The organism is Aeribacillus sp. FSL k6-2211 (assembly GCF_037966125.1).
Classification (GTDB): Bacteria; Bacillota; Bacilli; order Bacillales; family Aeribacillaceae; genus Aeribacillus; species Aeribacillus composti.
Genome location: NZ_CP150190.1, coordinates 3,755,495 through 3,782,297 on the forward strand (window position 1 = coordinate 3,755,495; position 26,803 = coordinate 3,782,297).

The 26,803-nt window shown below is 39.7% G+C and carries 21 protein-coding genes and 1 pseudogene; 9 read left to right on the forward strand and 13 right to left on the reverse strand.

Annotated elements, in window-relative coordinates; genetic code table 11:
• Positions 1-204 precede the first annotated feature (204 nt).
• From NSU19_RS18005 to NSU19_RS18025, 5 genes are read left to right on the forward strand one after another with little or no spacing between them, the layout of a single operon-like run.
• The gene (locus tag NSU19_RS18005) at positions 205-1,482 is read left to right on the forward strand and encodes a NosD domain-containing protein (protein ID WP_339197804.1); all 1,278 of its coding nucleotides are present in this window, start codon (positions 205-207) and stop codon (positions 1,480-1,482) included.
• Positions 1,475-2,020: a nitrous oxide reductase accessory protein NosL gene (locus NSU19_RS18010; RefSeq protein ID WP_066251149.1), complete on the forward strand. Its 546-nt coding sequence runs from the start codon at positions 1,475-1,477 to the stop codon at positions 2,018-2,020. The genes NSU19_RS18005 and NSU19_RS18010 overlap by 8 nt, the downstream gene beginning before the upstream one ends.
• 43 nt (positions 2,021-2,063) lie before the next feature.
• Positions 2,064-2,876, forward strand: a complete 813-nt coding sequence (locus tag NSU19_RS18015; RefSeq protein WP_144597383.1) for an ABC transporter permease subunit — start codon at positions 2,064-2,066, stop codon at positions 2,874-2,876.
• Entirely contained in the window at positions 2,873-3,574 is a 702-nt protein-coding gene (locus NSU19_RS18020) for an ABC transporter ATP-binding protein (protein WP_339197808.1), read from the forward strand. Before NSU19_RS18015 ends, NSU19_RS18020 begins: the two co-directional genes overlap by 4 nt.
• A gap of 36 nt (positions 3,575-3,610) precedes the next feature.
• A complete protein-coding gene (locus NSU19_RS18025; RefSeq protein ID WP_339197811.1) occupies positions 3,611-5,032 on the forward strand; it encodes a PepSY domain-containing protein in 1,422 nt (473 codons plus the stop codon).
• 342 nt (positions 5,033-5,374) lie between these two features.
• Here the strand turns inward: NSU19_RS18025 and NSU19_RS18030 are convergent, their stop codons facing one another.
• The 3 genes from NSU19_RS18030 to NSU19_RS18040 all read right to left on the reverse strand — a co-directional run bounded on the left by NSU19_RS18030 (position 5,375) and on the right by NSU19_RS18040 (position 8,145).
• Positions 5,375-5,677 (reverse strand): hypothetical protein, encoded by a 303-nt coding sequence (locus NSU19_RS18030; protein ID WP_339197814.1) that lies wholly within the window; start codon positions 5,675-5,677, stop codon positions 5,375-5,377.
• 115 nt (positions 5,678-5,792) lie between these two features.
• The gene (locus NSU19_RS18035; RefSeq protein WP_339197817.1) at positions 5,793-6,725 is read right to left on the reverse strand and encodes an Rpn family recombination-promoting nuclease/putative transposase; all 933 of its coding nucleotides are present in this window, start codon (positions 6,723-6,725) and stop codon (positions 5,793-5,795) included.
• Between the two features lie 238 nt (positions 6,726-6,963).
• On the reverse strand, positions 6,964-8,145 hold the full coding sequence (locus NSU19_RS18040; protein WP_063388773.1) for an IS701 family transposase: 1,182 nt from the start codon (positions 8,143-8,145) through the stop codon (positions 6,964-6,966).
• Positions 8,146-8,789: 644 nt separating this feature from the next.
• Here NSU19_RS18040 and NSU19_RS18045 point away from each other — a divergent pair.
• Positions 8,790-9,917: pseudogene (locus NSU19_RS18045) on the forward strand (IS110 family transposase).
• A gap of 594 nt (positions 9,918-10,511) precedes the next feature.
• On the opposite strand, the gene NSU19_RS18050 reads toward NSU19_RS18045, so the two are convergent.
• From NSU19_RS18050 to NSU19_RS18085, 8 genes are all read right to left on the reverse strand, one after another.
• Positions 10,512-10,835 (reverse strand): hypothetical protein, encoded by a 324-nt coding sequence (locus tag NSU19_RS18050; RefSeq protein WP_339197820.1) that lies wholly within the window; start codon positions 10,833-10,835, stop codon positions 10,512-10,514.
• Positions 10,836-10,941: 106 nt separating this feature from the next.
• Entirely contained in the window at positions 10,942-11,169 is a 228-nt protein-coding gene (locus NSU19_RS18055; RefSeq protein WP_339197823.1) for a hypothetical protein, read from the reverse strand.
• 145 nt (positions 11,170-11,314) lie between these two features.
• Entirely contained in the window at positions 11,315-12,574 is a 1,260-nt protein-coding gene (ltrA, locus tag NSU19_RS18060) for a group II intron reverse transcriptase/maturase (RefSeq protein WP_094245397.1), read from the reverse strand.
• A 1,144-nt stretch (positions 12,575-13,718) separates the two neighbouring features.
• Positions 13,719-14,513 carry a DeoR/GlpR family DNA-binding transcription regulator gene (locus NSU19_RS18065; protein ID WP_327864093.1) on the reverse strand — a complete coding sequence of 265 codons (795 nt, stop codon included), beginning with the start codon at positions 14,511-14,513 and terminating at the stop codon, positions 13,719-13,721.
• 166 nt (positions 14,514-14,679) lie between these two features.
• On the reverse strand, positions 14,680-15,453 hold the full coding sequence (gene fabG, locus NSU19_RS18070; RefSeq protein WP_327864092.1) for a 3-oxoacyl-ACP reductase FabG: 774 nt from the start codon (positions 15,451-15,453) through the stop codon (positions 14,680-14,682).
• A 36-nt stretch (positions 15,454-15,489) separates the two neighbouring features.
• Entirely contained in the window at positions 15,490-16,926 is a 1,437-nt protein-coding gene (locus NSU19_RS18075; RefSeq protein ID WP_327856107.1) for an APC family permease, read from the reverse strand.
• 56 nt (positions 16,927-16,982) lie between these two features.
• Positions 16,983-17,999 carry a phosphotransferase gene (locus NSU19_RS18080; RefSeq protein ID WP_327864091.1) on the reverse strand — a complete coding sequence of 339 codons (1,017 nt, stop codon included), beginning with the start codon at positions 17,997-17,999 and terminating at the stop codon, positions 16,983-16,985.
• Positions 18,000-18,027: 28 nt separating this feature from the next.
• Positions 18,028-19,290 carry an aminotransferase class III-fold pyridoxal phosphate-dependent enzyme gene (locus tag NSU19_RS18085; protein ID WP_327856109.1) on the reverse strand — a complete coding sequence of 421 codons (1,263 nt, stop codon included), beginning with the start codon at positions 19,288-19,290 and terminating at the stop codon, positions 18,028-18,030.
• A 623-nt stretch (positions 19,291-19,913) separates the two neighbouring features.
• Between NSU19_RS18085 and nagA the strand changes: the two genes are divergently transcribed.
• From nagA to NSU19_RS18100, 3 genes are all read left to right on the forward strand, one after another.
• The gene (gene nagA, locus NSU19_RS18090; RefSeq protein ID WP_339197829.1) at positions 19,914-21,098 is read left to right on the forward strand and encodes an N-acetylglucosamine-6-phosphate deacetylase; all 1,185 of its coding nucleotides are present in this window, start codon (positions 19,914-19,916) and stop codon (positions 21,096-21,098) included.
• 75 nt (positions 21,099-21,173) lie between these two features.
• Entirely contained in the window at positions 21,174-21,359 is a 186-nt protein-coding gene (locus NSU19_RS18095; protein WP_339197832.1) for a hypothetical protein, read from the forward strand.
• 2,313 nt (positions 21,360-23,672) lie between these two features.
• Positions 23,673-23,837, forward strand: a complete 165-nt coding sequence (locus NSU19_RS18100) for a hypothetical protein (protein WP_311066610.1) — start codon at positions 23,673-23,675, stop codon at positions 23,835-23,837.
• A 31-nt stretch (positions 23,838-23,868) separates the two neighbouring features.
• Here the strand turns inward: NSU19_RS18100 and NSU19_RS18105 are convergent, their stop codons facing one another.
• Together NSU19_RS18105 and gabT are read right to left on the reverse strand one after the other, a co-directional pair.
• Positions 23,869-25,266, reverse strand: a complete 1,398-nt coding sequence (locus tag NSU19_RS18105; protein ID WP_327847792.1) for an NAD-dependent succinate-semialdehyde dehydrogenase — start codon at positions 25,264-25,266, stop codon at positions 23,869-23,871.
• Between the two features lie 105 nt (positions 25,267-25,371).
• The gene (gabT, locus tag NSU19_RS18110; RefSeq protein WP_339197835.1) at positions 25,372-26,673 is read right to left on the reverse strand and encodes a 4-aminobutyrate--2-oxoglutarate transaminase; all 1,302 of its coding nucleotides are present in this window, start codon (positions 26,671-26,673) and stop codon (positions 25,372-25,374) included.
• Positions 26,674-26,803: the final 130 nt, after the last annotated feature.

Genomic DNA, 26,803 nt, shown 5'->3' on the forward strand with positions numbered 1-26,803 from the left:
AGCAAATGCTTCACATGACTGTCCATCATGTTTAGACCTCCTGCGATTGGATTTGACAAATTGCCAATTTTAAAAGCAAAGGCCAGTAAATGAATGTAAGAAAGGAAACAAATGTAAAAAAATATCCAAATAGGCTTCATAGTTTTCACACAATTATACGCTAACCTTCAATTAGAACAATGACACTGAAAAAAGGATTCCGTCATGAAAAAATTATGGTATTTAATCGTTTTCTTGATGCTTTTTTGGACACATCCATCCAGCATCCATGCCGAAAGCACATTGCAATATCTGATTGATCAAGCTCCAGAGCACTCAATCGTGAGAATACCGAGAGGCGTTTATCATGAATCGATTGTGCTCTCAAAACCTGTTACGTTACAAGGAAATGGACAAGTAACCATTCAATCCTGCCGTAAAGAACCCGTCATCTCCATCAAAGGTCAACGCGTTTCAGTAAAAAACGTAACTGTCATTCAATGCAGCCAAGAGAAAAACGCTGCCGCCATACAAGTATCAGGAACTCATCACCGAATTGAACACGTTCATATTCGTACAAAGGGGATCGGGTTAAAGCTTGAACACGCCTATCACACCGTCATCACACAAAGCTCGATAAAAGGTGAAAAACAACATAACGGGATTGATTTATGGAAGTCAGAACAAAATGTCATTGAAAAAGTCAGAATCGAAAAAGTGAGAGATGGGATTTATATAGAGCAAAGCGATTATACAACGGCCGTCCAAAACCTCATCCAGCAATCAAATTACGGCATACACATTATGTATTCTGACCACATAACAATTCAAAAAAACATTTCCAAAAATAACGTGGCAGGAGCGATGGTCATGGAAACAAAGGGTGGAAAAATCGAAAATAATGAATTCATTTTTAACAACCGCAATGTTCATGCTCAGGGGATTCTTTTATTTGATGCGACAGAGACAAAGGTGGTTCGCAATAATATTTCTTATAATCGAGTTGGTATTTTGGCCGAAAGCGCCTCCAATAACCTTATTTTATCCAATGAAGTGCGTGGGAATTTTATTGGCATTCAATTCAAAGAGGCGAACGGAAACATCGTTTCAAACAATACGTTTATTAGCAATGTAAATGAAGCTCAAGCTTTGAGCAGCTCGGACAATGAAGTGAAAAGGAATTATTGGGACGCCTCTCTAAAGCTTGATGCCGATGGATCCGGTTATAGCGACATACCTTATAAAACGAATCCGTTCTTTTTAAGTTTGACGAAGGATATTCCAGAATACCAGCTGTTTTTCCATTCACCAGGCATGGTTGTATTGCAAAAATTATGGAAAAGTCCAGACAATGAAGCGATGACGGATGACTCGCCGCTTATGACAGCTAAAATACAAGATGAATCAAAGTCATCTTCTGGAGTGATCATTGTTTTCAGTCTTCTCTTGTTTTTAGGAAGCATTACTTTATGGAGGATAGGGAGGAAAAAAGAGGATGCGTAAAATGTATTTCATTTTCATGTTATGCGCTCTACTGATTATCACTGCTGCGTGCGGAAAAAAGGAAGTGTCGCCAAGAGCCATTGATGAAAAAAACGATAAATGCGCTCAATGTAACATGGCTGTAATGGATAATCAGTTTGCAACACAGCTTATTTTAAAAAATGGCAAAACATTCGTTTTTGATGATATCGGATGTATGTATAAATGGAAAAGCGAAAATAAAAATGAAAACATCGAAGCGGAATTCGTCAGAGATTATCATTCGAAAGAATGGGTTGAATCTGATAAAGCAACCTACGTGTATGATCAATCGATACGGACGCCAATGGCCTACAACGTCATTTCTTTCCAAGATAAAAAAGATGCTGAAGCCTTCATTTCAAAAAATAGCGGAAAAATATTAAACTTCGATCAATTGCAAGATCATAAATGGAAAATGAATAAAGAAATGATGGAAAAGAATATGCAGGATGGTCATACGGATATGAATGGCGACCACAGCCACATGGATGAGGGCAATGATCATTCACATGAATGAAGGGCAAATTTATAAGTGCCCTTTTTTTACAGCGGGAGGAGTTATGCGGAACATATGGAAAGCCGAATGGCGTTTGACAATCAGGCAGCGTTCTTCTTACACGTTTGTGTTTCTATGGATTTTCGTTTTATCATTACTATTTTTGTTAGAGCGGAATAACCCTGCTCTCACAGGCTATACAAACATGACAGGCACAATCGCCAACATTGTGCTGTACATCGTACCACTGTTTATGCTGGTGGCTGGATCGTTTTCCATCGCGAATGAAATGGAAAATGGCCAGTGGAGTCTTTTATGCACGTATCCGTTGCCGACTATTGCCTATTGGGTTGGGAAGCTTTGCGGGCAATTGACCGCACAATCTGCCATCTTCAGCTTAAGCTTCAGTTTGAGCCTTTTGGTCGGCACTTTATTGGGAAGTTCATTATCTTTGAAATGGGTGCTCATTTTATATATTTTTTCTATCTCGCTAATATGGTTTTTTCTCGTCATCGGCTTGACCATTGGCTCGTTTTCAGAAACGAGATGGCAAGCTCTCATACTTTCGGTCGGCGTGTGGTTCTTTCTTATCATGATATGGCCGACTGCAGTCATTTCCGTTTTGAGCTTTGTCCCTTATCCGATGATAGCTCCGCTTTTAAAGGCATCTTTATTCTGTAATCCGGCGGAATTGCTCCGCATAGTATTTGTTGTTCAGCTTGACGGCGGAGCTGTTTTTGGACAATCATACGACGAGCTCATCTCTTTTATGCAAACAAAAGCGTTATGGGTGCTGTTCGTCGGTTATATGTTCATCTTTTCAAGCATCATGCTTGCATTTTCCGTCTGGAAGCTTGAAAGGAAGAAAAGACAATGACAACATTACAAGTCTCCGACGTTTCAAAAAAATATAAAACAAAAGTTGTGCTTTCTTCCATGTCACTGGAAGCAAAAAAAGGGGAATGCATCGTATTATGCGGCGGAAACGGAGCCGGAAAAAGCACGCTTCTTCGCATTTTGGCGGGTATTTCAAAACCGTCCTCCGGGGACATTGTTTTAAACAATATCAGTCTAATTAAAAACAGAAAAAACTATATCGAGCAGATAGGCTACATGCCCGATGATTTTCATGCTCAGCAATTCATGACCCTTCAAGAATTTTTATCATTTTATGCCAAACTGCGGAAAAAAGATCAATCATCTGTAAAAGACATTTTAAAAAAAATAGGTTTGGAAGAATTTAAAAGAGAACTAGTGAAAAATGTATCAAAAGGAATGAGGCAAAGACTATTATTAGGACAAGCATTGTTAGGAAATCCAAAACTGCTCTTGTTAGATGAGCCAACAAATGGTTTAGACCCATTTTGGATTGATCAGTTTGTCAATTTGATAAAAGAACAAAAGATGAAAGGCACAATCATCATTTTTTCCACTCATATGATGGATGTTGCCGCAGAAGCAGGCGATCAAATTCTGTTTATAAAGGAAGGCTCTATTATTGACCATATGAAAAATACAATTCATAAGGAAAAAACCGCATTGCAATTGTTGAGGTTATATCGACATGATCTATAAAAGTTTTTGTCATTGCTTAAAAAAAGGGTGAAAACAATGGAATTTGAAAGAATAGATGCAGTAGCAAAGGATTCAAAAGCATTCACTGATAAACAAACGAAAGCTTCTTTATATAAAACAGTATGGAGATGGCATTTTTACGCAGGGATTTTTTTCGCACCGCTGATTATTTTTTTGTCTATTACCGGAGGAATTTACCTGTTTAAACCGCAAATTGAAAATTACATGTACCATGATCTTTATTACGTCCAACAAGGTCAGCAAAAAATTTCATCTACAGAACAGATTCATGAAGTGAAAAAGAATTATCCACATGCAAAAATTACAGGTTTTACACCTTCCGTTGCACCGGACAGATCATCTGAGGTTGAAATAATGGTGAACGGAAAAAGTATATCTGTGTTTGTCAATCCATACAACGGCGACATTATTGGAAAGTTAAATGAGAATGCACGCTTCATGGCATGGGTGAAAGATTTGCATAACGGTGAATTATGGGGCGGCACCATTGGAAACTGGTTAGTAGAGCTCTCCGCTTGCTGGTTCATTATCCTAATTATTACTGGTGTTTACTTATGGTGGCCGCGAAATAGAAAATCTCTTTTTGGGACATTGATTCCGCGAATAAACCTGAGTAAAAGAAACCGCACGTTTTGGCGCGATATGCATGCCGTTACAGCAATCTGGCTTTCTCTTTTTATCGTCGTACAATTGTTTTCTGGACTCATGTGGTCCGGTGTTTGGGGAAGCATGGCACATCGTATCGTTGATCCCATTTCCGGAAACCCGGAAGGAGATCAACCATGGGAAAAATATGCATTTCCTAAATCAACAATTCCAACAAAAGAAATAGCAGATGTTCCTTGGGCAGCTGAAAACTTACCTGTGCCCGAATCAAGTCCCAATGGGGTGAAAACAATTTCTGTTGATAAAGTTATGCAAATTGCAGAAAAAAACAACGTCCAACCGGGATATAGAATTGCATTTCCTGATGGAGAAACCGGTGTATATACGATCTTTCTAGATCCTGCTGACGTCTATCCTAACCGCCCACTGCCTTGGGCGCAACAAACGCTGCATATAGATCAATACAGCGGAAAAGTTTTAGCTAAATTTGCATGGAGTGACTATGGTGCATTGGGAAAATTAATTTCACTAGGCATTGCATTTCATCAAGGAGAATTTGGATTCATTAGCCAGCTTTTCATGCTTGCATTAACTATTGGCATTATAATGATTGTTGTAAGTGGCGTTATAATGTGGTGGAAGCGAAAACCGAAAGGCAAATTGGGTGCTCCGGCTTTGCCAGAAAACTTTAAAATGTTAAAGGGAGTAGCCGTCATTGTCATTGTTCTAGGTCTTTTCTTCCCATTAGTAGGCGCGTCACTATTGATAGTGTGGGTTTTGGATTATTTCGTCATTAAAAGAATTCCCATTGCGAAACAGTGGATCGGGTAGAAAGCTAAATGGGAGTATCACACGAATAATGAATAAATTGTTATCAACCATTTACTGGCACCAGAGCCAATAAATCATTTCGCCTGTCAGCTCATCGATTGCATACGTCTGATTCCGTGAATCCCAGGTCAAGAGAGGAAAGTTTTCAAGTTCGTGCGCGCTGGCAGGCGCCTTCAATGTTGGCACATGCTTTGCAGCAGCTACCCACTCTCCCATTTTACTGGAATAACAAGTATAACTCCTCTATCTCGTCCACAAAATTCAGGTAACTTCCTTTTTACAAAATTGACCTGAACAGCTGGCAATAGTTAGTCATGTAATGAGAGTCTCGTTCCTTCCCGCTTAAAAGGAGTTGGAGGATAGTTTCTTTTTCAGCTCATCGAGCTCTTCTTCAGTTAATTTTGTAACCGACATAATAACTTCCTGTTCTAGCCCTGAACGAAGCATTTCTATGGCTACCTGTCGAACTCCTTCTTCCCGGCCCTGCTTCAACCCTTCCTCCCATCCTGCCCGCCGTTCGCCTTGGAGGTTTGACAATTGATCCCGCAGCCATTTCAAACGCATTTCGTATTCATAACGGTTTACCGGGTTGACACTTAAGCTTTCCCATTCTTCCAGCGCTTCACGAATTTCCTGCTCATTCATCGCAAACACCTCCAGTTTCGATTTTTCACTTTTCGCCATCCCTGGAGACATGAAAAAAATTTAGTTCATATCTCTTTTCACATAAAATGAACTATTCTACTCATGGTCAAAAAAGTCATTCATCCAATAGTTTCTTCTTCAGCTCATCTAGCTCTTCTTCAGTTATTTTTGTAACCGACATAATAACTTCCTCTTCTAGCCCTGAACGAAGCATTTCTATGGCTACCTGTCGAACTCCTTCTTCCCGGCCCTGCTTCAACCCTTTTTTCAGCCCTTCCTCCCATCCTGCCCGTCGTTCGCCTTGAAGGTTTGACAATTGGTCCCGCAGCCATTTCAAACGCATTTCGTATTCATAACGGTTTACCGGGTTGACGCTTAAGCTTTCCCATTCTTCCAGTGCTTCACGAATTTCCTGCTCATTCATCGCAAACACCTCCAGTTCACTGAGCATAAACTCATCGATTTTCCCCTTTTTGGCGTCTACTGCTGACAGCATCATCAGCCATGGATACTCTGGCAATCGTTTTATTTCTCTGTTATATTTCTTCCATTTTACCATAAACTGCTGTAAATCAATGACGTGAAATTCAAGGTGCGGACTCCAAAGAAAATGTTCTTCATCTTCTCGTATATGGAAAACCGTATGAAATCGCTCCGTTTCATGAGGAAAAAGCCGATAATTAATGATGGTAATCATAAAGGTAGGGGGAAGCATGCTGTACGGCTGTCCTTTTGCTAATGACCGGGAGAAAACCCTCGCCCAGTAATACAAAATTCGTTCCGGTAAATCGTGCTGATTAACGATTTGAATTTCCACATTAATGCGCTCGCCTCGATCCGTCAGCACCAGTACATCAAGCCGGTTCATTTTTCCATCTTCTGTCTCTTTCGTCAGCTCTGTGCTTTCAAACTGAACATCGACAATGCGATCTGCTTCGCTCCGATGTAAAATCGCATTCAAAAAAGCAATGGTAAGCGACTTGCGGTTCGGGTTGCCGAACAGCTGCTTAAACATGAAATCCATCTTCAAATCGAGGTATTCTTTCATAGTGAAGATCGTCCTTTCGAGGGAGAATAAAAATTAAGAGGAAAACATAAGAGGGGGAAAGATTAAAAATCGTAACAGCTAGGGACAAGTATTAATATTCTTACCAAACAGAACATATGTTCTGTAAATAATATAAAACTAACTATAAGAAATGTCAACCTAAAATTTCAAACTTACTGTAGTTGAGCAATTTTCATTACAATAATTACCATGTAAAAAGAGACAAACGGAGTACCCCTTATGCCACATGAAGCTGTTTTTTAACGACATCAATGGGAATATCTTGTTTCGCTGCATCGTAAATAAACTCCACGAGGCTATGTCCTTTCTTCTTTCGAAGGAAGTCAAGCCCGGTAGAGAAATCGCTGTTGGATTCGACCATACTGTACACATAAGCGAGTTGCACCAAGATCCAATACCGTTTCACCGCCCGACGTTGACGAACGCGGTACCCATCGAGCTTCAGCTGGTCTTTCGCTTGTCGAAAAAAGCATTCGATCGACCAACGCTGGGCATAGTAGCGCAAGATCTCTTCATCGCTTAGCTCCCGGTCGGTGCTCAAGACGCAGTGAAGATGTTCAGGTGTCATCGGCTGATCGGCTTTCCAAGCCAACAACACAACGGCATCATCGAGACCTTTCAGCGCTCCCTCGTAGCGATACACGCGATAACGCTCTTCTCCCACCGTGACGAGATGGGTGTCGTTCGGTTCGATATAGCGGGCAAACTGTTTGGCTTGGATGGCGATGCCTTTTGGATAAAGAACCCGATTCGTCTTGAGCATCGCAATGACGTGGAATCCTTTTTTCAGGCAGGCTTCCACGAGTGTTTTCGATGGGTACCAAGAATCCATCAGCACATAAACAGAACCGTGCACATCCAAAGAAGAAAGCATCTCGATGGCCCATTGACCCTTGCTTTTCCCATCCGCCTTGTCGTAGAGGCGAAACGCAAAGGGAAAGGCTTGCGTCATCGTATGAACCATGAGCCAGACGAGAGAGTGTCCCCAAATCGACTTTTTGTCCGCGTGAGAATAATGCCAATTACACCCTTCAATAGCGTGTTTCGCCTGTGACGAAGGCTTCGTTTTTCGGCAGATCGTATCATCGATCGAAACAAAAATGGGGTGATTCTTTCGCTTGGCCGTTCGTTCCACATGACGAAGCATCCACTGCTGGAGTTTGCGAAGCAAGATTTCTTCATCCCAAGGGCTTTTCGTGAAAAAATGGCTCAGTGTCGTTCGATGGTTGGGATGAAAGCTCTCATGATGCAGATCGGTCAAGGTTCCCACAAATCCTTTCGTTGTCAGCGCATCGATAATATGAACGAGATGCTTCATGACCGGCTTAGAGAAATAAAGGGCCAGCCCCAACATTGCGAAAAACTTGTCGATTCCTTGGTGATGTGGTAGTCTATTCATGAGACATGAACCTCCTTGAGAATGGTTTGGTGACACATCTATTCTAATCAAGGAATCGGGTTCATGTCTCCTTTTTTGTTCGGATGTAAATTTATGTTAGTGAATTTGCTCATCTACAGAAACTTATTAATAGGAATTTAAATAATGAAGTTTTTTACTAGATTTTTGAACGTTTCCAGCCCGCTACAATTCAAAACAGCAGAGACAGGCATTTTTTCAGTTTTACTGTAAACGCTCAAGTAATGCTGTTAAAGCCTTACTGCATCATATAACAATAATGAAGATAAAAGAGGAAAAACATTTAGATGAAGAAAAAAACAGAAATGACGGAAACCTTCATCGTCTCGCTTGATACAGGTGTCCAAAAGTAATGCACTTCAATAAAAACATCCATGAGTAATTTTACTCCCCACCCATGCATGAAAATCCATCATTCCTTCCCATAATGGATATGAACGCAAACAGTTTTGAAAGACGTTCTCTTTAATGGTGGTTCGACCCTGTAATAAAAACTGTTTGAGTCCATTTGGTGTTCCACCCATTGTCAGCCCTTTTCGTGTGAAAAGGTGACTACGAACAGAAAAATGCCTAACGTGCAAATGGACTCCCTGTTTGCGAATTTATCGATGGAAGGAGTAAGAATCATGGATGTTCTTTATCATCGTTGTGCAGGATTAGATGTCCATGCCGAAACAATTGTCGTTTGTGCTCTTCTTGGAGAGGAAGAACACGTTCAAAAGGAAGTTGAAACATTTCCTACTTTCACGAAAGACTTGTTTCGTCTTCTGAAATGGTTAGAAGATCGTGGTGTCACTCATATTGCGATGGAGAGTACGGGCGTTTACTGGAAACCTGTGTTCAATATTTTGGAAGATTACTTTGACATTACACTTGCCAACGCTCAGCGAATCAAAAATGTACCGGGGAGAAAAACCGATGTTTCCGATGCAGAATGGATCGCCAAATTGTTGCGTTACGGATTGATCGAGAAGAGTTTCGTACCTCCTGAGAACATTCGAGAATGACGGGATTTAACTCGCTTGCGCAAAAAATGGATCGGGCAGTTAACCGCGGAGAAAAACCGCATTCAAAAAGTGTTGGAATGTTCCAATATCAAGTTAAGTTCCGTGATTTCGGATGTATTTGGTGTATCTGGGCGAAAGCTACTGGAACGTTTAATGAAACAGGGATACATCGAAGAAACCGAAGTCGATGCTTGCATTCACAGGAGTATGAAGAGGAAAAAACAACAAATTCAGGATTCTCTCTTTGGTACATTGACCAACCATCAACTGTTCATGATTCGCCAATCGTGGAAGCACATCGAATCGTTGGAAAGTTTACTTCGAGACATCGAAGAACGAATCGACCAACTCTTACAAGTATACAAACAAGAGATGGAGCTTCTTGTGACCATACCGGGGGTCAAGAAGGAAACCGCTGCCGTGATTATCGCTGAAATCGGAGTCGATATGGGACAATTTCCAACGTCTCAACACCTCGCTTCATGGGCGGGAGTCGCGCCGGGAAATCATGAAAGTGCTGGAAAACGAAAAAGTACCCGAACGACGAAGGGGAATCCGCATATCAAATCGGCGTTATGTGAGGCGGCTTGGGCTTTGTCTCGATGTAGGAATCAACGTTTGGCAGCGAAATATTGGTCATTGGCGGCACGCAGGGGAAAGAAAAAAGCACTCGTTGCGATCGCGCACCGAATGCTTACCATCATTTACTGCATCATTTCTCGAAAAGAACCGTTTCGAGAGCAGTAAATAAATTAGTATAACCAAAAAGGTTCAGAAATTTACGAGATACCTAAAAATAAGGTAGCTCTGCTTTCCTATTTCCTTTTTTTGGTCGTTAATAGGGTATCCAATTTGATTGTGGGGTATACCGCTTCAGCCATGGTTAATTGATTTTCACAGAAAAAAGACCTTGCCAGCCTCCTGAAATGTCCACCTTAAACCATATAGCGTAGGTAGAAAAAAATGCTGGCAAAGTCCAAGATTCATCGTCTTAAAGTTTTCGAATCCCATAAACTGAATAGCCGATACTAAAATTGTTCTAATGAGATTGATTGTCTTAAAGTTTCGAGCCCCTCTCGATCAATCAAATTTCAAAATGGCAGGGATTTATAGAAATCAGTCAAAAAATAGGCAGATAAAAATCAGAAGGTATAGCGGCATGATGTTTCTGATTGCTTGCCGAAGCTCTAAAAAATGAATGTAAATCGTATCAGACTGTCTGTTATTTTATCGAGTCTGGAGGAAGGAAAATCAGAAGAAGGAAGCAACCCCGCGAATTCCTGCTTCATCGATCTCCAGCCCGCTATCAGCAAGATCGTGCTTTGTCCGCTATCGCTTGGCTTATATAAGATCAACAAGCTTTTCCTGCTTCATTCTGTAAATGATGAATATCGTACTGATCGCGATCAATACAAGAAAGGTGCCGATTGTAAGCATAAGCGGATGAAGAATCGCAAACAGTTCGCCAACAAGGTATTTTAAAGAACAATAGCTTAGCAGCACAACGATCGGGACAAGCGAGCCGATCAATGTGATGTAGTTTTGTGCGATCCGTGAGAAAAATACTGAAAAGAGCGCCGCAACAATGGCAACAATATAAATAGCAATCACCGTTGTGATGATATAGCCTTCAAATGTAAAGTCAAACCAAAATTCGAATGCCACTTATATGGGACATTGATTGCCATTTTAGTCACGCAGACTCTTCTGTTCCAAGCCCGAAGGTATTGGCATCAACGGGAGGGAATCGAGATCAGTGAATGGAAAGCGCTTAATATCCTCCAATCGTATTGGCATCGGTTTCTTTTGCATCCCCAAGCGATGGAAACCGCCCTTCCATCTCTCCTGTCTCTGTTAAGGAAACACACGAGGAAAGACCGAAGGAAAGGAGAGGAAACGGTATCGGATCTTTTAAAGAAATTGGGGATATGGTAGTGTGGGTTATGGATATAAATGCCAAATAACCCTCTTCTTGAGGGTTATTTGGCATGCCCAGCATTTGGTTTTCTCTTCATCCTTTGATTGATTTTTCGAACATGCGTATCATCCTAAAAAATTTTATACCGCTAACTTGACGGGTATGGGGTGACTAACCCCCGACCTCTCACACCACCGTACGTACCGTTCGGTATACGGCGGTTCAATTAAGTATGACGTAGTGCTTGATATCTTTCGAATAGACTTCTTAACCCTCGACGCTTCCAATAGGAGTTGTCGAGGGTTTTGTGTAGAATGGGACTGCAGGCAATCCGCCAATATTTCTTGCGTGTATTGCCCCATTCGAATGCTTTATGGCTTGGAACTTCTAATCCTCTGAGTTTCCGAATTCTTGTTTTCGGGGTTTTCCATTCTTTCCACAAACACATCCGAAGCCTTCGTCTAATCCATTCATCAAATTCTTTGAACTTACTTGGTGTTTCTGCCAAGGCAAAATATCCGCACCATCCCATTAAATACTTATTCAGTTTCTCAATCCTTTTCTCCATTGGATACGGTTTCGACCTTGATGTAATTTCACGGATCTTGTTCTTCAAACGTTTCACACTTTCGTTCGCAATCCGTACCTTTGGAGTCTTATTGAGTGTGAAGCTGAAACCGAGAAACTTCCGTTTCCAAGGACGGTCTACCGCCGATTTCTCTTTATTTACCTTGAGCTTTAACTCCTTCTCTATAAAGTTCGTAATGGAGTTCATGACACGAATTCCTGCTTTCTTTGTTTTCACATAGATGTTACAGTCATCCGCATACCGAACAAACTTATGTCCACGTTTCTCAAGCTCTTTATCCAATTCATGAAGCATGATGTTTGATAAAAGTGGACTAAGCGGGCCGCCTTGAGGCGTTCCCATGTCCGTTTCCATTACCACTCCATTGATCATCACGCCTGATTGAAGATACCGGCGAATTACCTTCAGTAGAATTCGATCTTTGATCGTTTTCGCCAAGATCCCCATCAGTTTGTCGTGATTCACCTTGTCAAAGAATTTCTCTAGGTCTATATCGACTACCCAACGATATCCTTCTTTGATATAACCCTTTGCTTCCCTAACCGCATCATGTCCCCTTCTACCTGGTCGGAAACCATAGCTATGGTTCGAGAAGGTCGGATCAAAGATTTTCGTCAACACTTGGGCAATCGCTTGTTGGATGAAACGATCCGTCACGGTAGGGATCCCTAGAAGTCTTACTCCACCGTTCGGTTTCGGGATTTCGACTCGACGGACGGGTAAGGGCTTGTAGGTTCCTTCTCTCAACGACTGTCGAATGGAGTCCCAATTTTCGTAGAGGTGTCTTCGTAGGTCTTTTACGGACATGCCATCTACTCCGTGACCTCCTTTATTCTGTTCGACTCGTTTCAGTGCCGCCAGGAGATTTTCCCGTGACAAAATCATTTCCATCAACATTGATATCCTCTCCACGTGAACGAATTCTTCTATTTGTGCCATCTTCTGCTCCACCCTCTTGAAGTCCCCCGTGGGATTCACCACTTCCTCCTTCAAGTAAGTCCTATCGGATTGTCTGCTTCCACACAGAAGATGAACGCCTAGCGATTCGTTCTCCTTAATTGTTCAGTCCTTCCTCTTTCGTCTCGAGCTCGAAAAGAGTACTATGACTTCTGCTGACTTCTGACTGTTCAGTTATCTATCACTAGATAGGTTACCAAGGTTACTTGGCGTGCCAGCCAGACCTCCCCGGGTAAGAGTGTAATCTTTCCTTCCATCCATCTGCTTCATTTACTCTGTATCACCTTCGGCAGAAAGGGCTTTGTTTTGTCTTGCAAACTCACCCAGTGATACCTAGCCTCATATGAAGTTCGTGTTCCGAGAGACCTTAAAGTTTGCCGCTCGCTTCCTTCAGATTCCGCGTCGCCACGGACACCCTTGCGTTAAGCTAACTGCTACTTCTGCCTTCGCAGCTCGGGACTTTCACCCTATAGATTACACCCATGCCGGGCGCACACACAAAAGAAAGCTTGTCGTCTTTTTTCACGCAAGCTTTATTTTACAATAGTAAAGTATTCTCTGATAAAACTGTTGTAACCGCCTGATAACTTTGAACATTTTTTGCTAATTAGTAGTGGACACTTTACTGGAAGTTAGTGCTGGCATTTTGTCACTTTACTTGGAGCCTCTGCGGACAAGATTATTAGCCAGGAAGCCAGATATATCAATGAATCTGGCTCAGCCGACAAAGGCTATCATGCCCGCCTCTCCAAATAAAGTGCACGTCACTACTGGAAAAAAGTGTTCAATCTTATTCAGCATTTTTAGGTAAGAAAGTGTTCATTTCTATTTGGCGGTTACAACTGTCGGATCTCAATATTAATTGTATAAATTAATCTTTGTTTTCTGCTATTTCTTTATAATATTTTTTGAAACTATACCCTTTAAAATTAAAATTCCGTATTTTATCTGTATGTTACTTTTAATACCATTACGATTACATAATGTCTTCTTTTTTCTTTACCCACCTTGTGAATCTTCATTTTATAGTGCATACCAATATTTTATAAAAGCGGCTATCAACTTTGACGAAAACCTGAATTATCTAAAAAGAATTCTCAAAATCTTCTTTATCCGGAAGCAGTAGTTTAATGTTTTTTTCTTCCAGTTGTTTTTTCCAATTTTTAGGGCAGTCCCAATCTGATATTATGATAGACACTTTGTCAAGTGGGCATATATGTGCGAAAGTGGATTCGCCTAATTTCGTATGATCTGCTAATACGATGAGTTCTTCTGATCGTTCTATCATAATGTTTGAAATATGTGCTTGGTTCAAGTCATAGTCTGTGATGCCTTCTTTGAGAGAAACTCCGCCTGCCGAAATAAACGCTTTATTTGCTTTTAGTTTATATAATGCTGTTTCAGCAAGCGGCCCCGTTGTTGACTTCTGGTTTATATCAACTTCTCCGCCTATAAAAATAATTTTGCCTTTAAAAACTTCAGTCGCCAACAACATTGCCGGCCCTGAATGTGTAATAAGAGTAACGTTTTTTTTGTTTCCTAAATACCGTATCATTTCCAACGGAGTTGTTCCATTCCCGACCATTATGATATCTCCATCATTAACAAGAGAAGCAGCCATTTTGCCGATCACTCTTTTTTGCTTCGAGTTAATGGCAGACTTTTTATCAAATGGAGGCTCCCACGGAAAAGAAGCAGCTAGAACAGCTCCGCCGTATACTTTTTTCAACCTCCCCTCCTTTTCTAATCGGTCCAAGTCCCGTCTAATCGTTTCAGTTGATACATCGAGTGTTTCTGCTAACTCAGAAACATGTAATTTTTCTTCATCTGCCAATTTTTTTAGTATAAATTTTTTTCTTCGTTCAAACGCCAGTGACACAAAAAATCCCTCCAAATTTTCAGCATTCAGGAGCTGTCCCGTGAGTGATTATTCCGCTTATGAATACCTCTTTTTATTTCAAAAACGTGAAATAAAACATTTCTTAATTTTTAATGTCCTATTGGGACTTCCTCCTATCTACCATTCATAAAATTAGATGCTTCCATTAAGCCATAGCATCTAAGCTTTCAGGAATCGTTTGCCCTCCATCTACTATAATCGATTGTCCAGTAATGTAGCCTGCCTCTTTTGAAGCGAGAAAACATGCAGTATAAGCAATATCGTCAACATGTCCAAGTCTTTTTAATGGAATAGAAGCAGCCATTTCATTAAGATAATTTTCACCTAAATTCTCTAAACCTTCAGTAACGATATTCCCTGGCAGTACAGCGTTAATGGTAATATTGTATTTAGCTAGTTCTAGCGCAGCTGATTTCATAAATCCTAGTTGTGCTGCTTTGCTCGCTCCATAGTGAGACCATCCTTTGTAACCTGTTAAAGGGCCTGTAATGGAAGATGTCAGAATAATTCTTCCATATTCTGCATTTTTAAGATAAGGGAGGGAGGCCTGTATCGCGTACAAACTCCCTTTGGCGTTTGTATTCATTACAGTATCCCATTCTTCACCCGTCATCTCCTCAATTGCTGCACTTGGGAAAATTCCTGCATTTGAACATAGTATATCTATTCCACCAAACATATCTGCTACAGACTGTGCAACTTTTTTCATCGAATCCAGATCTGCAACATCTCCTTGAAAGCTATTTGCACTTCCACCGTCTTTTCTAATCTGTTCAGCACATCTCTCTGCCGCTTCGGCATTTCTAGCTACGACCGCTACATTTGCACCTTGTTTTGCGAAAACGACTGAGATTCCTTTTCCAATACCTTTGCTTCCTCCAGTTACCATAACGGTCTTTCCTGCCAATGACGTAAACATGGTTCAATCCCCCTCTATTTTCAATAATCATACTTTTCAGACATCTAAATGCGGAGGCAATTTCTTAAATCCTTTTGTCTTAATTGTTAAGTAAATGACTCCTATTGCCAGCCAAATTGTTCCAATAAGTTGGGCAACTGGATCCATACTGATCCAAACATAAACTATTACGAAAAAACCTAATAATGGAAGAACCAAATAGCGAAGATGCCTCCACCCTGTCGGTTTCCAATTTGGCACACTTCCTAAACTTAAAGGTGCTTCTCCTTTTTTCTTCACATAATATAGCCAAATGACTGATAAATTCAGTGCTGCAAATCCAAACAATGCTCCGTAGTTCACCAAATTAGATAGTGTCGCTATATTGGAAGAAAGACCTAAAATAAACTCAACTGCAACTATAATCACAATGCTCCAGTGAGGCGTTTTCCACCTTTTGTTGACTTTAGCGAAGATGGACTTCGGCAAAAGTGTATCTCTTCCCATTCCATATAATAGTCTTGCACCCGCAGCAGTAGCTACCAAGTTAAAAACTGCCAATTCAGTTAAATATCCTGCTGTAAAAAAGATAGCAAATCCTTCTCCTCCGGTCATTTTTGAAACTTGAAACAAAACAGTGTTCATCCATGTTTCATCGCTAATATGCTCTTTCCAATCGGGAATAGCTAACATCCCGACATACCCACACATAAACATTGTTAATGTTCCAATTCCAATACACCAATAGATGGCTCTTGGAATATCCCTTTTCGGTCTCCGTGTTTCTTCTGACAGCGTTGTGATCGCATCAAAACCAAGAAAGCTGAATACTGCAAGAGATGTAGCTGCTATTAAACTTGACAAGCTTTCAAATTGAAAAGGCTGTGTGCTGAACAATGTCCCTGTTCCAAATCCGTCAAGGTGAACAGCTTTTGCCCATACTAAAATAGAAGCCCATACGACAAATTCTCCAAGAACTAACAGCCAAAGACCCATTTTAGAAAGAAGTTCCACACCAAATAAGTTTAATAATCCTGTTCCAATGGAGAAAATCGCAAGCAGAACCCAATAAGGAACGTCAGGAAAATACTGCTGGGCGAAAAAAGCTGAGCTAGATGCCGTCACGGTTGGAATTAAAATATAGTCTAATGTTAAAACCCATCCAGCTATAAACCCAAAATACGCATTCCATCCCCTGCCGACATAGCTGTAAACCGATCCGGCAAGCGGGAAATTCCGAACCATAACAGAATAACTAAAAGCTGTTAAAAGCATTGCAATACCTGCAAGCAGATATGGAAGAGCTACCGTCCCGCCCGAAGTTTGCAATAGTATTCCAAAAATAATGGCAGGAGCAATGGGAACCATATAATTCAACCCAAATGCTGTAAGTTGCCAAACATTCATAGTTCGTTCGAGTTCTTGTTTATAGCCGAATTTAGATAAATCGGCTGTATAATCCAACAATCCTTTTTCTTTTTCTTGGGCAAGCATATCGTTGCACCTCCAAATACTTCGTAAAATAAATTAGTAAAGTAGTTAACCGTTTTTTATCCATAGCGGTATAAATATTTTTCTGCCAATGGTACTGTTTGGAAAGTAAATTCTGCACCCATTTTTTGGGCAGTTTCATTATCTGAATGACTGCTGATCCAGCCGATTAGCATTAACCTGCGAAGCATTATAAATGTTGGAATCTCTTCTTCCTCTTCCTTTGAAAGAGTTCGAACTTTTTTATATCCTTTCAACCAGGACTGTATTAAATCAGGTACATAATCCTTATGTTCTATAAAACTTAAAGCAGCAGCCAAATCATATAAATACCAGCCAAAACCACAATCATCAAAATCAATGACTTTTAATTGATCGCTCTCTACAAGAAGATTGGCAAGCCGCAAATCTGCATGGATCAATCCGAAACGGTCCGGCGTTTTTCCAAAACGGTTCAATCTGTGATATATCGTATTAGATACTTTTTCAAACAGCTGCACAAGTTGGGGAGTGATTCCTAACCCGTCCTGCCATCTCCCCCATTTTGCTTTTTTTCCTAACATTGTTTCATATTCCCATGTAGGACGGCAGATTATTTTGGATTCTTTCCAATTTTCAACATGGTTGTGCAAATGAGCCGTTATTTCACCAAGGTTTTCAAAATTAAAGAGTAATTCATTCTCATTCATTTCATCAGGAGTTTCGCCCTTTAAATAACTGAACATGACACAATGGTATGGTTGTCCACTATTATTGACGTCAGCAATCTCCTGAATGAACTGTCCATTAGCGCCTGCAATCGGTTCAGGGACAATGATGGATGTATGATTTTTAATTGCCATCATCCAAATGAGCTCAGCTTCAAGCTCTTTTTTCGTATGATAACCTGGACGGTTCAGTCGCAAAATAGCTGATCCCTTTCCATCTTTACGTTCAGCTAAATATGTTATGTTTTCTGAATAATTTAACAGGCGGATGGAAGAAACCTCCGGATAAAATAATTGAACCGCTTTTTTGGCAATTTCACTATAAAATTCGATCACATTACTGTACGAAGGACTTCTCATTGCACACATTTTTCCCCCTCCATTCCACGAAATATTTTTATTGCTGAACTAACTTTGATGCTTGTTTAATACTTCTTTCAACCTTTTCGAGCAATTCATCACAGTAATCTTTGCTGCAAAGAAGCCCAGGCTTAAATTGCAGCACTCGTGGATCAAGCATTGAGTAAATAGCCCATACACCGTTTTCGTATAATGAACGCATAACATACTTTGCTCCTTCTGGATGGTTAAATTCCAGCCCCATCACAACCCCCAATTGACGTATACCTACAAAAAAGTCAGAGGTTCCACGTTTTATGACTTCCAATCCTTTTCGCAAATAGTCTGATATAAACTTAACATTGCTCCTTACTTCCTCTCTCTGGGTAATCTCCAATACTTTCATCGCAACAATGCATCCAAGTTCAGCACCCCCAAACGTAGATATATGGGCAAAACCATCTTCCATCATCCATTGGCCTGCTTTTTCGCTCACTACTGTCGCCGCAATTGGATAAATCCCACCGCTCAACCCTTTGGAAGTGACTAGAATATCAGGTTTTACACCATAATGTTCTATCCCCCACATTTCACCTGTTCGCATTAGCCCTGTTTGCACTTCATCCGCAATATATAAGGCATCATACTTCTCACATAAAGCTTTTACGGCTGCAAGATATCCTTCTTCTGGAAGAGGAAACCCGTAAGTTGCAGGAATTGTTTCTACAATGACACCAGCAACATCATGCTTCGAAAGCTCCTTTTCCATCTCTTCCAAATCATTAAATGGGACATGTACAAATTCGTCCTTATCACCCTCGCTCAAAAAAAGACGCGAGTATCGTTCGTTTCCTAGCGCCAAAGCTAACCCTGTATGGCCATGATAACCATTTTGAATGGAAACTATTTTCTTTCTTTTAGTTGCATATCTTGCACATTTAATTGCTACATCGATTGCTTCTCCTCCGCCACTTGACAAAATCGAATACTTAAGATTATCGGGAGTACAATAATTTAGTTGTTCAGATAGTAAAGCACGAGCAACAGAAGGAAAATGGTGATTCCCTATATCGAATTCTTTTAATCCTTCCTGCAGCGCATCTATGATTTCAGGATTCCGGTGACCAAGGTTGTATGTTCCTCCATTTAAATGAACATCCATCAATTTTTTTCCATTTATATCATAAAAATAATAGCCTTCTCTTTTACCGATCACTAAATCAATACCATCTTTTTTCCATTTCAAAGTTTTTCCAGGATTCCACCACTTAATCGATTTTTCTAAAATATCTGCTTTACTAACACTGATTGTTGCGATCATGCTAATCCCGCCTTCCGATAATATTGTTATAAATTATTACATTTAATGTTATATATTATTAATAAAACCACAACTTGCAAATTGATTTTTTGTGTTTTCTTGTGGTTTTTAGTTAAATAATAATCCTACTTTTCATCTTTGTCTTAAAATATGTCATTTTTTATTACATATATTTTGGAATTTATTTAAATGGTACTTTTTTTAACATATATTGAAGAGCGGTATCAATGATAAATGCCACAGAATTCATCATGAATTTCTGTTGCATTTTTACAGTTTTGTGATTTATTTTTTAACCAGTTCTCTACCACCTATGGAACAACAAACTGCAAACTAGTATATTATAAAATTTGTTTATTACACATTGAGATTTTTTCATAAAGTTTATCATTATATCGTAAAATGAAGGTAACCAGCACTTTTAACACGAATGATTCGTTGAAGGAAAAGCTACGGGATATAAATGACCAAGCTGCAAAAAAGAATAAGAATTGAATAGTTATTCTTTCGGTTCCTCAAATTACTATACTGAAAGACTTAAAATTCCCATAAAAGTCATTTAACATTTTGTTCCACATACATACAATTTAAATAGAGATTGTTACTAGAAAAAGGAGATCTTTATGAACAAGATTTTGTTATCGAATATGACGGTATATGCTGAAGAACGAGTTTTCAAAAATGGATATGTATTAATAGAAAATGGGAAAATTCTTGACGTTGGTCCTCAAGAAAAGCTGACTGTTACAGACGAACAGGTTGAAAAAATTGAAAGCAAAAACAATTATGCAGTCATTCCTGGTTTTATCGATTTGCATATTCATGGAGCAGCAGGCGCTGATACGATGGATGCAACCGTTGAGGCAATTCGCAAAATGGCAGCGGCACTCCCCCGGGAAGGAACGACGAGTTTTTTAGCAACAACGATGACAAGCTCTGAACAGCGGATTGAAGAAGCTCTGATCAATGTAAGAAAGTACATGGAAACAGCAAATGAACCCGGATATGCAGAAGTGTTAGGAGTCCACTTGGAAGGTCCGTTTATTTCACCTAAAAGAGCAGGAGCGCAGCACTCAGAAAATATTCTCGAACCGAACTTGCAGTTATTTAAAAAATGGCAGCATATGTCCGGCGGAGCGATAAAACTTGTGACATTGGCGCCTGAAAGAAAAGGTGGAATAGAATTAACCGATTATTTAAAACAAACAGAAGTTGTCGCCTCCATCGGGCATTCAGATGCTTCTTATGCTGAAGCTGCTAAAAGCATACAAGCTGGCATTACCCATGCAACCCATTTATTTAATGGAATGAGCGGATTGCACCATCGCAAGCCGGGAACTGCTCTAGCAGTGCTCATGCATGATGAGGTGTTGTGCGAAATTATCGCAGATGGCATTCATGTGTGTCCGGAAATGGTGAAATTTGCTTATCAAAACAAAGGAAATGACGGGCTTATTTTAATCACGGATGCAATGAGAGCGAAATGTCTCGGTAAAGGAATCTATGAACTTGGAGGCCAAAAAGTCCGAGTGAATGAAGATCGGGCAGTTTTGCGGGATGGGACGCTGGCAGGAAGTATTTTGAAGCTGAACGATGCAGCCAAAAACATGATGGCTTACACCGGATGTACGCTTCAAGACATTATTCAAATGGCAGCCGTTAACCCTGCTAAACAAATAAACGTTTATGATCGCAAAGGAAGCATTGCAAAAGGAAAAGATGCTGACTTAGTTGTTTTAAATGACCGCCTTGAAGTAGTAATGACATTTTGCCGCGGAAAACTTACCTATTCACAACAAGAAATGTGACGAAGATATTGCTGCCAGCGAAAGATTACGGTGATATGAGCATGAAAGCAGCACAAATGATTAGGTAAACAAGAATTGAATTTTGCATTAAGACGGATCAGTTATTGCTGCTTTTACACAACAGCTCACATCAATAAACAAGTTCGCTCTGTGAATCTAGATGAAGATGTGGACTGCATCCATTTAATAAAAAATAGTTACGATCATTTTGTGAAAAAACACCATGCTGATCTTGCAGCGAATTCAACGCCAAATGGATGAACCGGCCAAGTTTAAAAATGCAAACTGTATGTGCAATTAATTGCTCAACTGGGGGGATCGATCTTCAAGTTTTAAGGTCGGATTGAGCATCTTCGGAGACGCCCTTTAGCAGCACTTATCAGAATCGGTATGACTAGCAATCGTTCCATCCTCCCCTCTTTTCTTCTTCGATACTTTCAAAACGCAATTTGCATGATTCATTGTTTAGCTTCACGGTTTCCTTCTCTAAACTTACCGACGATTTCCTTTAGCAGCTACTGACCGCCCCGTTTTGAGCTGTTAGGGGGCATTTCAAGATGATAGAAAGAAATTAAACTATTGCTAAATATTAATTGAAAGCGTCTAGGCAAGTATATCTATGATTTTATATATTGATTCAAATTGTTTAATTTAGCATTTGGGATGAACACACCATGTCGGAACGACTATGAGCATGTGGGTAAATAGATCATCACCCCTAAAACGATTTGATCGTTTAAGGCTAATATGGATGAATCTTCCTCTTTTTTATGTATTTTTCTATTGCTTTTTCTCTCTTATTTTTGTATAATTTAATCGATATTTTAATTTCTCTCTTTTATTTTTGATTTTTTTTAAGGGTCACCGTATTTCGATGGTCGAGATCGAGTACGGTGTTTTATTTTTGTCTTAGTAATGAAGCAAAATATCTGTTATAGCTTTTTGAAGAAACAGCATGCTGATCAAATAGCAATGTATAACACAACGTTTGTTCCAATGGCTATAGAACCCATTTTTAAGAATTTATCGTAAACTTCTTTGCCCGAAAATAAGAAAATCAAAGGAAAAGACAAGACCATTAAAATCATTAAATAGATTCTATATTGTACATGTTTCTTTCTCAGATACAATTATCCCGTTCAACAATTTCAAAGTTAATATACTTGTTTACTCTCTAAAAAAGTTCCTTCGGTGTTCTCACCACTTCGTATTTAATCCTTAAATTTGATAAAAGATGTTAATGGATGGAAATTTTTATTTCCTAAAATGATCCGTTTTTAAAACAGCTTCCTTTTCCATCGTTTCAATAGTTTGATTTAAAGCATCTTGATCTAAACATATCATAAGCTCTGAACCCCTTGTTTCAGCAATAATCAGTCAGTCTGGATTATTCCGTAATGACGCTTTTATCTATTTTTCATAGGATTATCTTGTTTTCCCTTGATTTTCGGTTAGAGTTCTCCAAACTGATTATATTTTACCGGATACAATTCTTTTATATGGCTATCATAGTGTTTTCGACTTTTTTAGCCATAAAAAATCCCCTCCTAGGTTCATATCAAATGGCCTCTTTTTTTACTGTCTACCTGTAGGGGATAATACCAGTCAGCTTCAATAATTTTGGAAAACCAAAAAAGGTTATCATGGCCCTCTCTCCATGTATAGCCCCTTTGCATATCACTGCATAAGGATTTTTCGATTCTCTGCCCTTTTATTTTGGAAAAAAACAGAAACCCTAATGAACTGGAAGCTGACTATGAAGTGCCCAGTTATCAACGATACTAAACTTAGGTTGTGGAAATCCAAATATTGATACCTGAACCATTTGAAATTTAGAGAAATTAAGAACAAAAATAAAAAAATTTTAACTTCTAATCAAGTTTTTTATTTGAACATTTTACATTTTTTTGTTCTAAGAGCCATAAGACTCTCAAAAGAAAAAAGGACTTCACCCCTCATTTGCAGAATTTTTGATGTGGCCTAAACACAATAATTCGCTAGGGGGAAGTCACTTTGTACATTCTACAAGAAAGTCTATTTTCCTTTTTGAAGAACTGTAAATTTTAGATTCTAAAGAAAATTTGCCAAATCTTTTTTAGTGCTCTTGATTTACGTCCCTTTGCTAAGCAATTCTTCACCCCAAGGGGGGCTGAAGGTCATTCTAAGGAAAGGAATTTTAAGAGCTCTTATTGCTGCTCCATTAAAAGGTTTTGATACGTTTACAGCCCTTCGTAACCGATTGGATTAAGACATTCATTCCGTTATCAATGCGGTTTAAATCGGTCGACCTGCACCATCTATCTCTACTTTTAGTACAGTATTTTCCATGAACACACTCAAAAAAATCTAGCAGAAAAAATCTTTTATGATCTTGTCCAGATAGGCCAAGCTGAAGGCGTGATCAATGGAGGGCATCAGGCTATCGATAGTGCCGCCATTAACGCCTATGAAAAGAACAAGCCTAAAAACAAACAGGCAATGCAAATTGGGGAGCAAAGTTTGATTCTTTTAGCAATAAAATCACTTGGTTTGGCCATAAAGTGCATCTTTCTGTAGATACGTGAATTACCGATTGTGATCGAAGTAACTCCAACTCATGTAAACGATGGAGAAGTCGACCCAACATTGATCGGAAATGTGACAGATTGTACAAATTTCCAAATCGAATTTCTGATCATGGATGGTGGATATAACCAACTTTATGAAAAACCGATTAGTTTCTATCAAATTGAAAATTAACAGCTGTTAAAAGCTCCCTGCAAAAAGTCCTTTATTTATAAATATCCCCGATTGACAAATATTTCGTTTCCAAATACGGTTCAATGCCTTCCACTCCACCTTCACGGCCGATTCCGCTTTCTTTCATTCCTCCAAAAGGAGCGTGGGCAGCAGATGGAGAACCGTCATTCCAGCCGATAATTCCGAAATCTAAATGCTCATGCAGATAGATGCCTGTTCTATAGTCATTTGTAAAAAAGTAAGCGGCCAGACCATAAGGCGTGCTGTTTGCAATATTAACAGCTTCTTCTAATTCCTGAAACGTTGTGATTGGCAAAATGGGTCCAAATGTTTCCTCTTGCATAATCTTCATGTTCTCATTGACATTTTTGAGAACCGTCGGATAAACAAAGAAATAGCCTTTTTCCTTATTTGCATTGTATTTATTGCCGCAAAGAACTTCAGCACCTTTACTGATTGCATCGTTGACCTGCGAGACAATCTTATTAAAGCCTTTTTCATTAATAACTGGCCCAATTTGAGTTCCTTTTTCCAAACCATTTCCAACTTTTAATTTTTTAACTTCATTTGTTAATTTTTCAGCAAATTCCTCTACAATGCTTTCATGCACTAGAACTCTGTTTGCACAAATACATGTTTGACCGGCATTTCTGAACTTGGAAGCTATCGTTTGTTCTACCGCCAAGTCAATATCAGCATCATGTGCAACAATGACCGGTGCGTGGCCGCCTAATTCCATTGAAACATGTTTAACCGTACTGGCACTGTCTCTGATCAATAATTTTCCTACAGGGGTCGAGCCGGTAAACGTAATTTTTCTGACATATTTGCTTTCCGTAAATATTTTTCCTACCTCACTGCCATAGCCATTCACACATTGAATTACATCCGCTGGTATTCCGGCTTTATGAGCGAGCTCAATCAATTTCATCGTTGTTAACGGGGTATCTTCTGCTGGTTTCACAACGAATGTACATCCAGCTGCCAATGCCGGTGCAGCTTTTCTTGTCATCATTGCGGCTGGAAAATTCCAAGGAGTAATGGCTGCAACCAATCCTACCGGTTGGCGGCTGACAATGATACGTTTGGATTCCGTATTTGCAGGAATTGTTCGTCCATAAAGCCGTTTCGCCTCTTCTGCATACCAATCAATGTAACTAGTTGCATAGTCAACTTCACCCAATGATTCGTGCAAAGGTTTACCGCTTTCCATTGTCATGATCTTTGCAAGATCATCTTTATGTTCTTGGATTTTTTTAGACCAAAGCTTTAATAGTCTCGATCGTTCATGTGCATTTATTTTTGACCACTTTCGGAAACTTTCATGCCCTCTCCGCAATGCAAGATTAATCTCTTCTTCTGTATCTGCCTTTACTTCCTGGATCAACTCACCTGTTGCAGGATTCGTGACTTTAATCGTCGCTGCCATCAAGGTTTACCTCCCTCTGGGTTTTTCTTTGCCGGGATATAATAATATATAACGCCACTGGTTAATGGATTCCCGGCAATTTTATCCTCAGTTTCTTCACCCAGTTCATTGAGCAAAAGCTTTTTCCAATATGGATAACCCTTTATTTAATTCCTCGTCAGTAATAACCAACGGAGCTAAAAAGCGTATAATATTTCCATCAATACCAGCTGAAAGCAATAAAAGACCATGTTCATTCGCATATTTCAGAATTTGATTCGTTTTCTCTTTATTCGGTCGTTTGTTCTGACGGTTATCTACGATCTCCACCGCTACCATAGCACCTAAGCGGCGAATTTCCCCCACAAACTCATGTTTCGCTTGTAATTCCAGCAGTTTTTTCTCAATCTTTTGTCCCAGTATTTCTGATTTTGTGAGCAAATCCTCTTCTTCGATGATATCAATGACTGCCAGTGCGGCGGCACAAGCTACAGGATTCCCAGCATACGTTCCACCCAGTTCACCCGGATCGGCAGCATTTAAAATTTCCGCCTTGCCTACTACACCGCTTAAAGGCAACCCGGCAGCCAATGACTTGGAAACAGTAATCAAATCCGGGACAACATCAAAATGTTCAATTGCAAATAATTTGCCTGTACGGCCAAAACCAGTTTGAATTTCATCTGCCACAAAAACAATACCATGATCATCACAGAAGTCCCTGACAAATTTGACAAATTTCTTCGGCGGGATAATAAAACCGCCTTCCCCTTGAACAGGTTCCATTACGATACAAGCAACCGTTTCAGGTGCCACAGTAGCAGCGAAAAACTTCTTGAATTCTTCAATCGTCCAATCAATATATTGTTCATCTGTCATATGATCCGGTTTTCGATACAAGTATGGATAAGGAGCTTGATACACTTCTGAAGCAAAAGGGCCAAATCCGAATTTATATGGTTTGACTTTGCTCGTCATGCTCAACGTCATATTCGTTCTTCCATGAAACCCTCTGACAAATGAAACGACCGCTTGTCTGCCTGTAAATTTACGGGACACTTTAACTGCATTTTCGACTGCTTCCGCACCCGAATTAAAAAGAATAGCTTGTTTATCAAAGTTGCCTGGCGTAATCTTGCATAATTTTTCTGCCAGCTTAATGTATCCTTCGTACATGATCACATTAAAACCAGGATGCAAAAATTTATCGACCTGCTCTTTTACAGCAGCCGTTACTTTAGGATGACTATGCCCTACATTTAAAGTTCCGATTGCCCCTGCAAAATCTATCCATTCATTCTGATCAATGTCTACGATGGTAGCCCCTTTTGCATGATGCGCAATACTTAAATTTCCATTGCTCACCCCTTTAGGAACATACTTTTTCCGTTTAGCCTGCAAGTCTTCCATCGTTGTCGATGATGCCATTTTTTCATTGCCTCCTCAAAATCAATATATATACGAATTATGCCAATTTTCTGTTATAGTGAAAAGCACCAGTTTTCTGATTTTTCAGGTACCAGTTAAAACGTTAAACACTCTTTATAAAGCTAGGGGG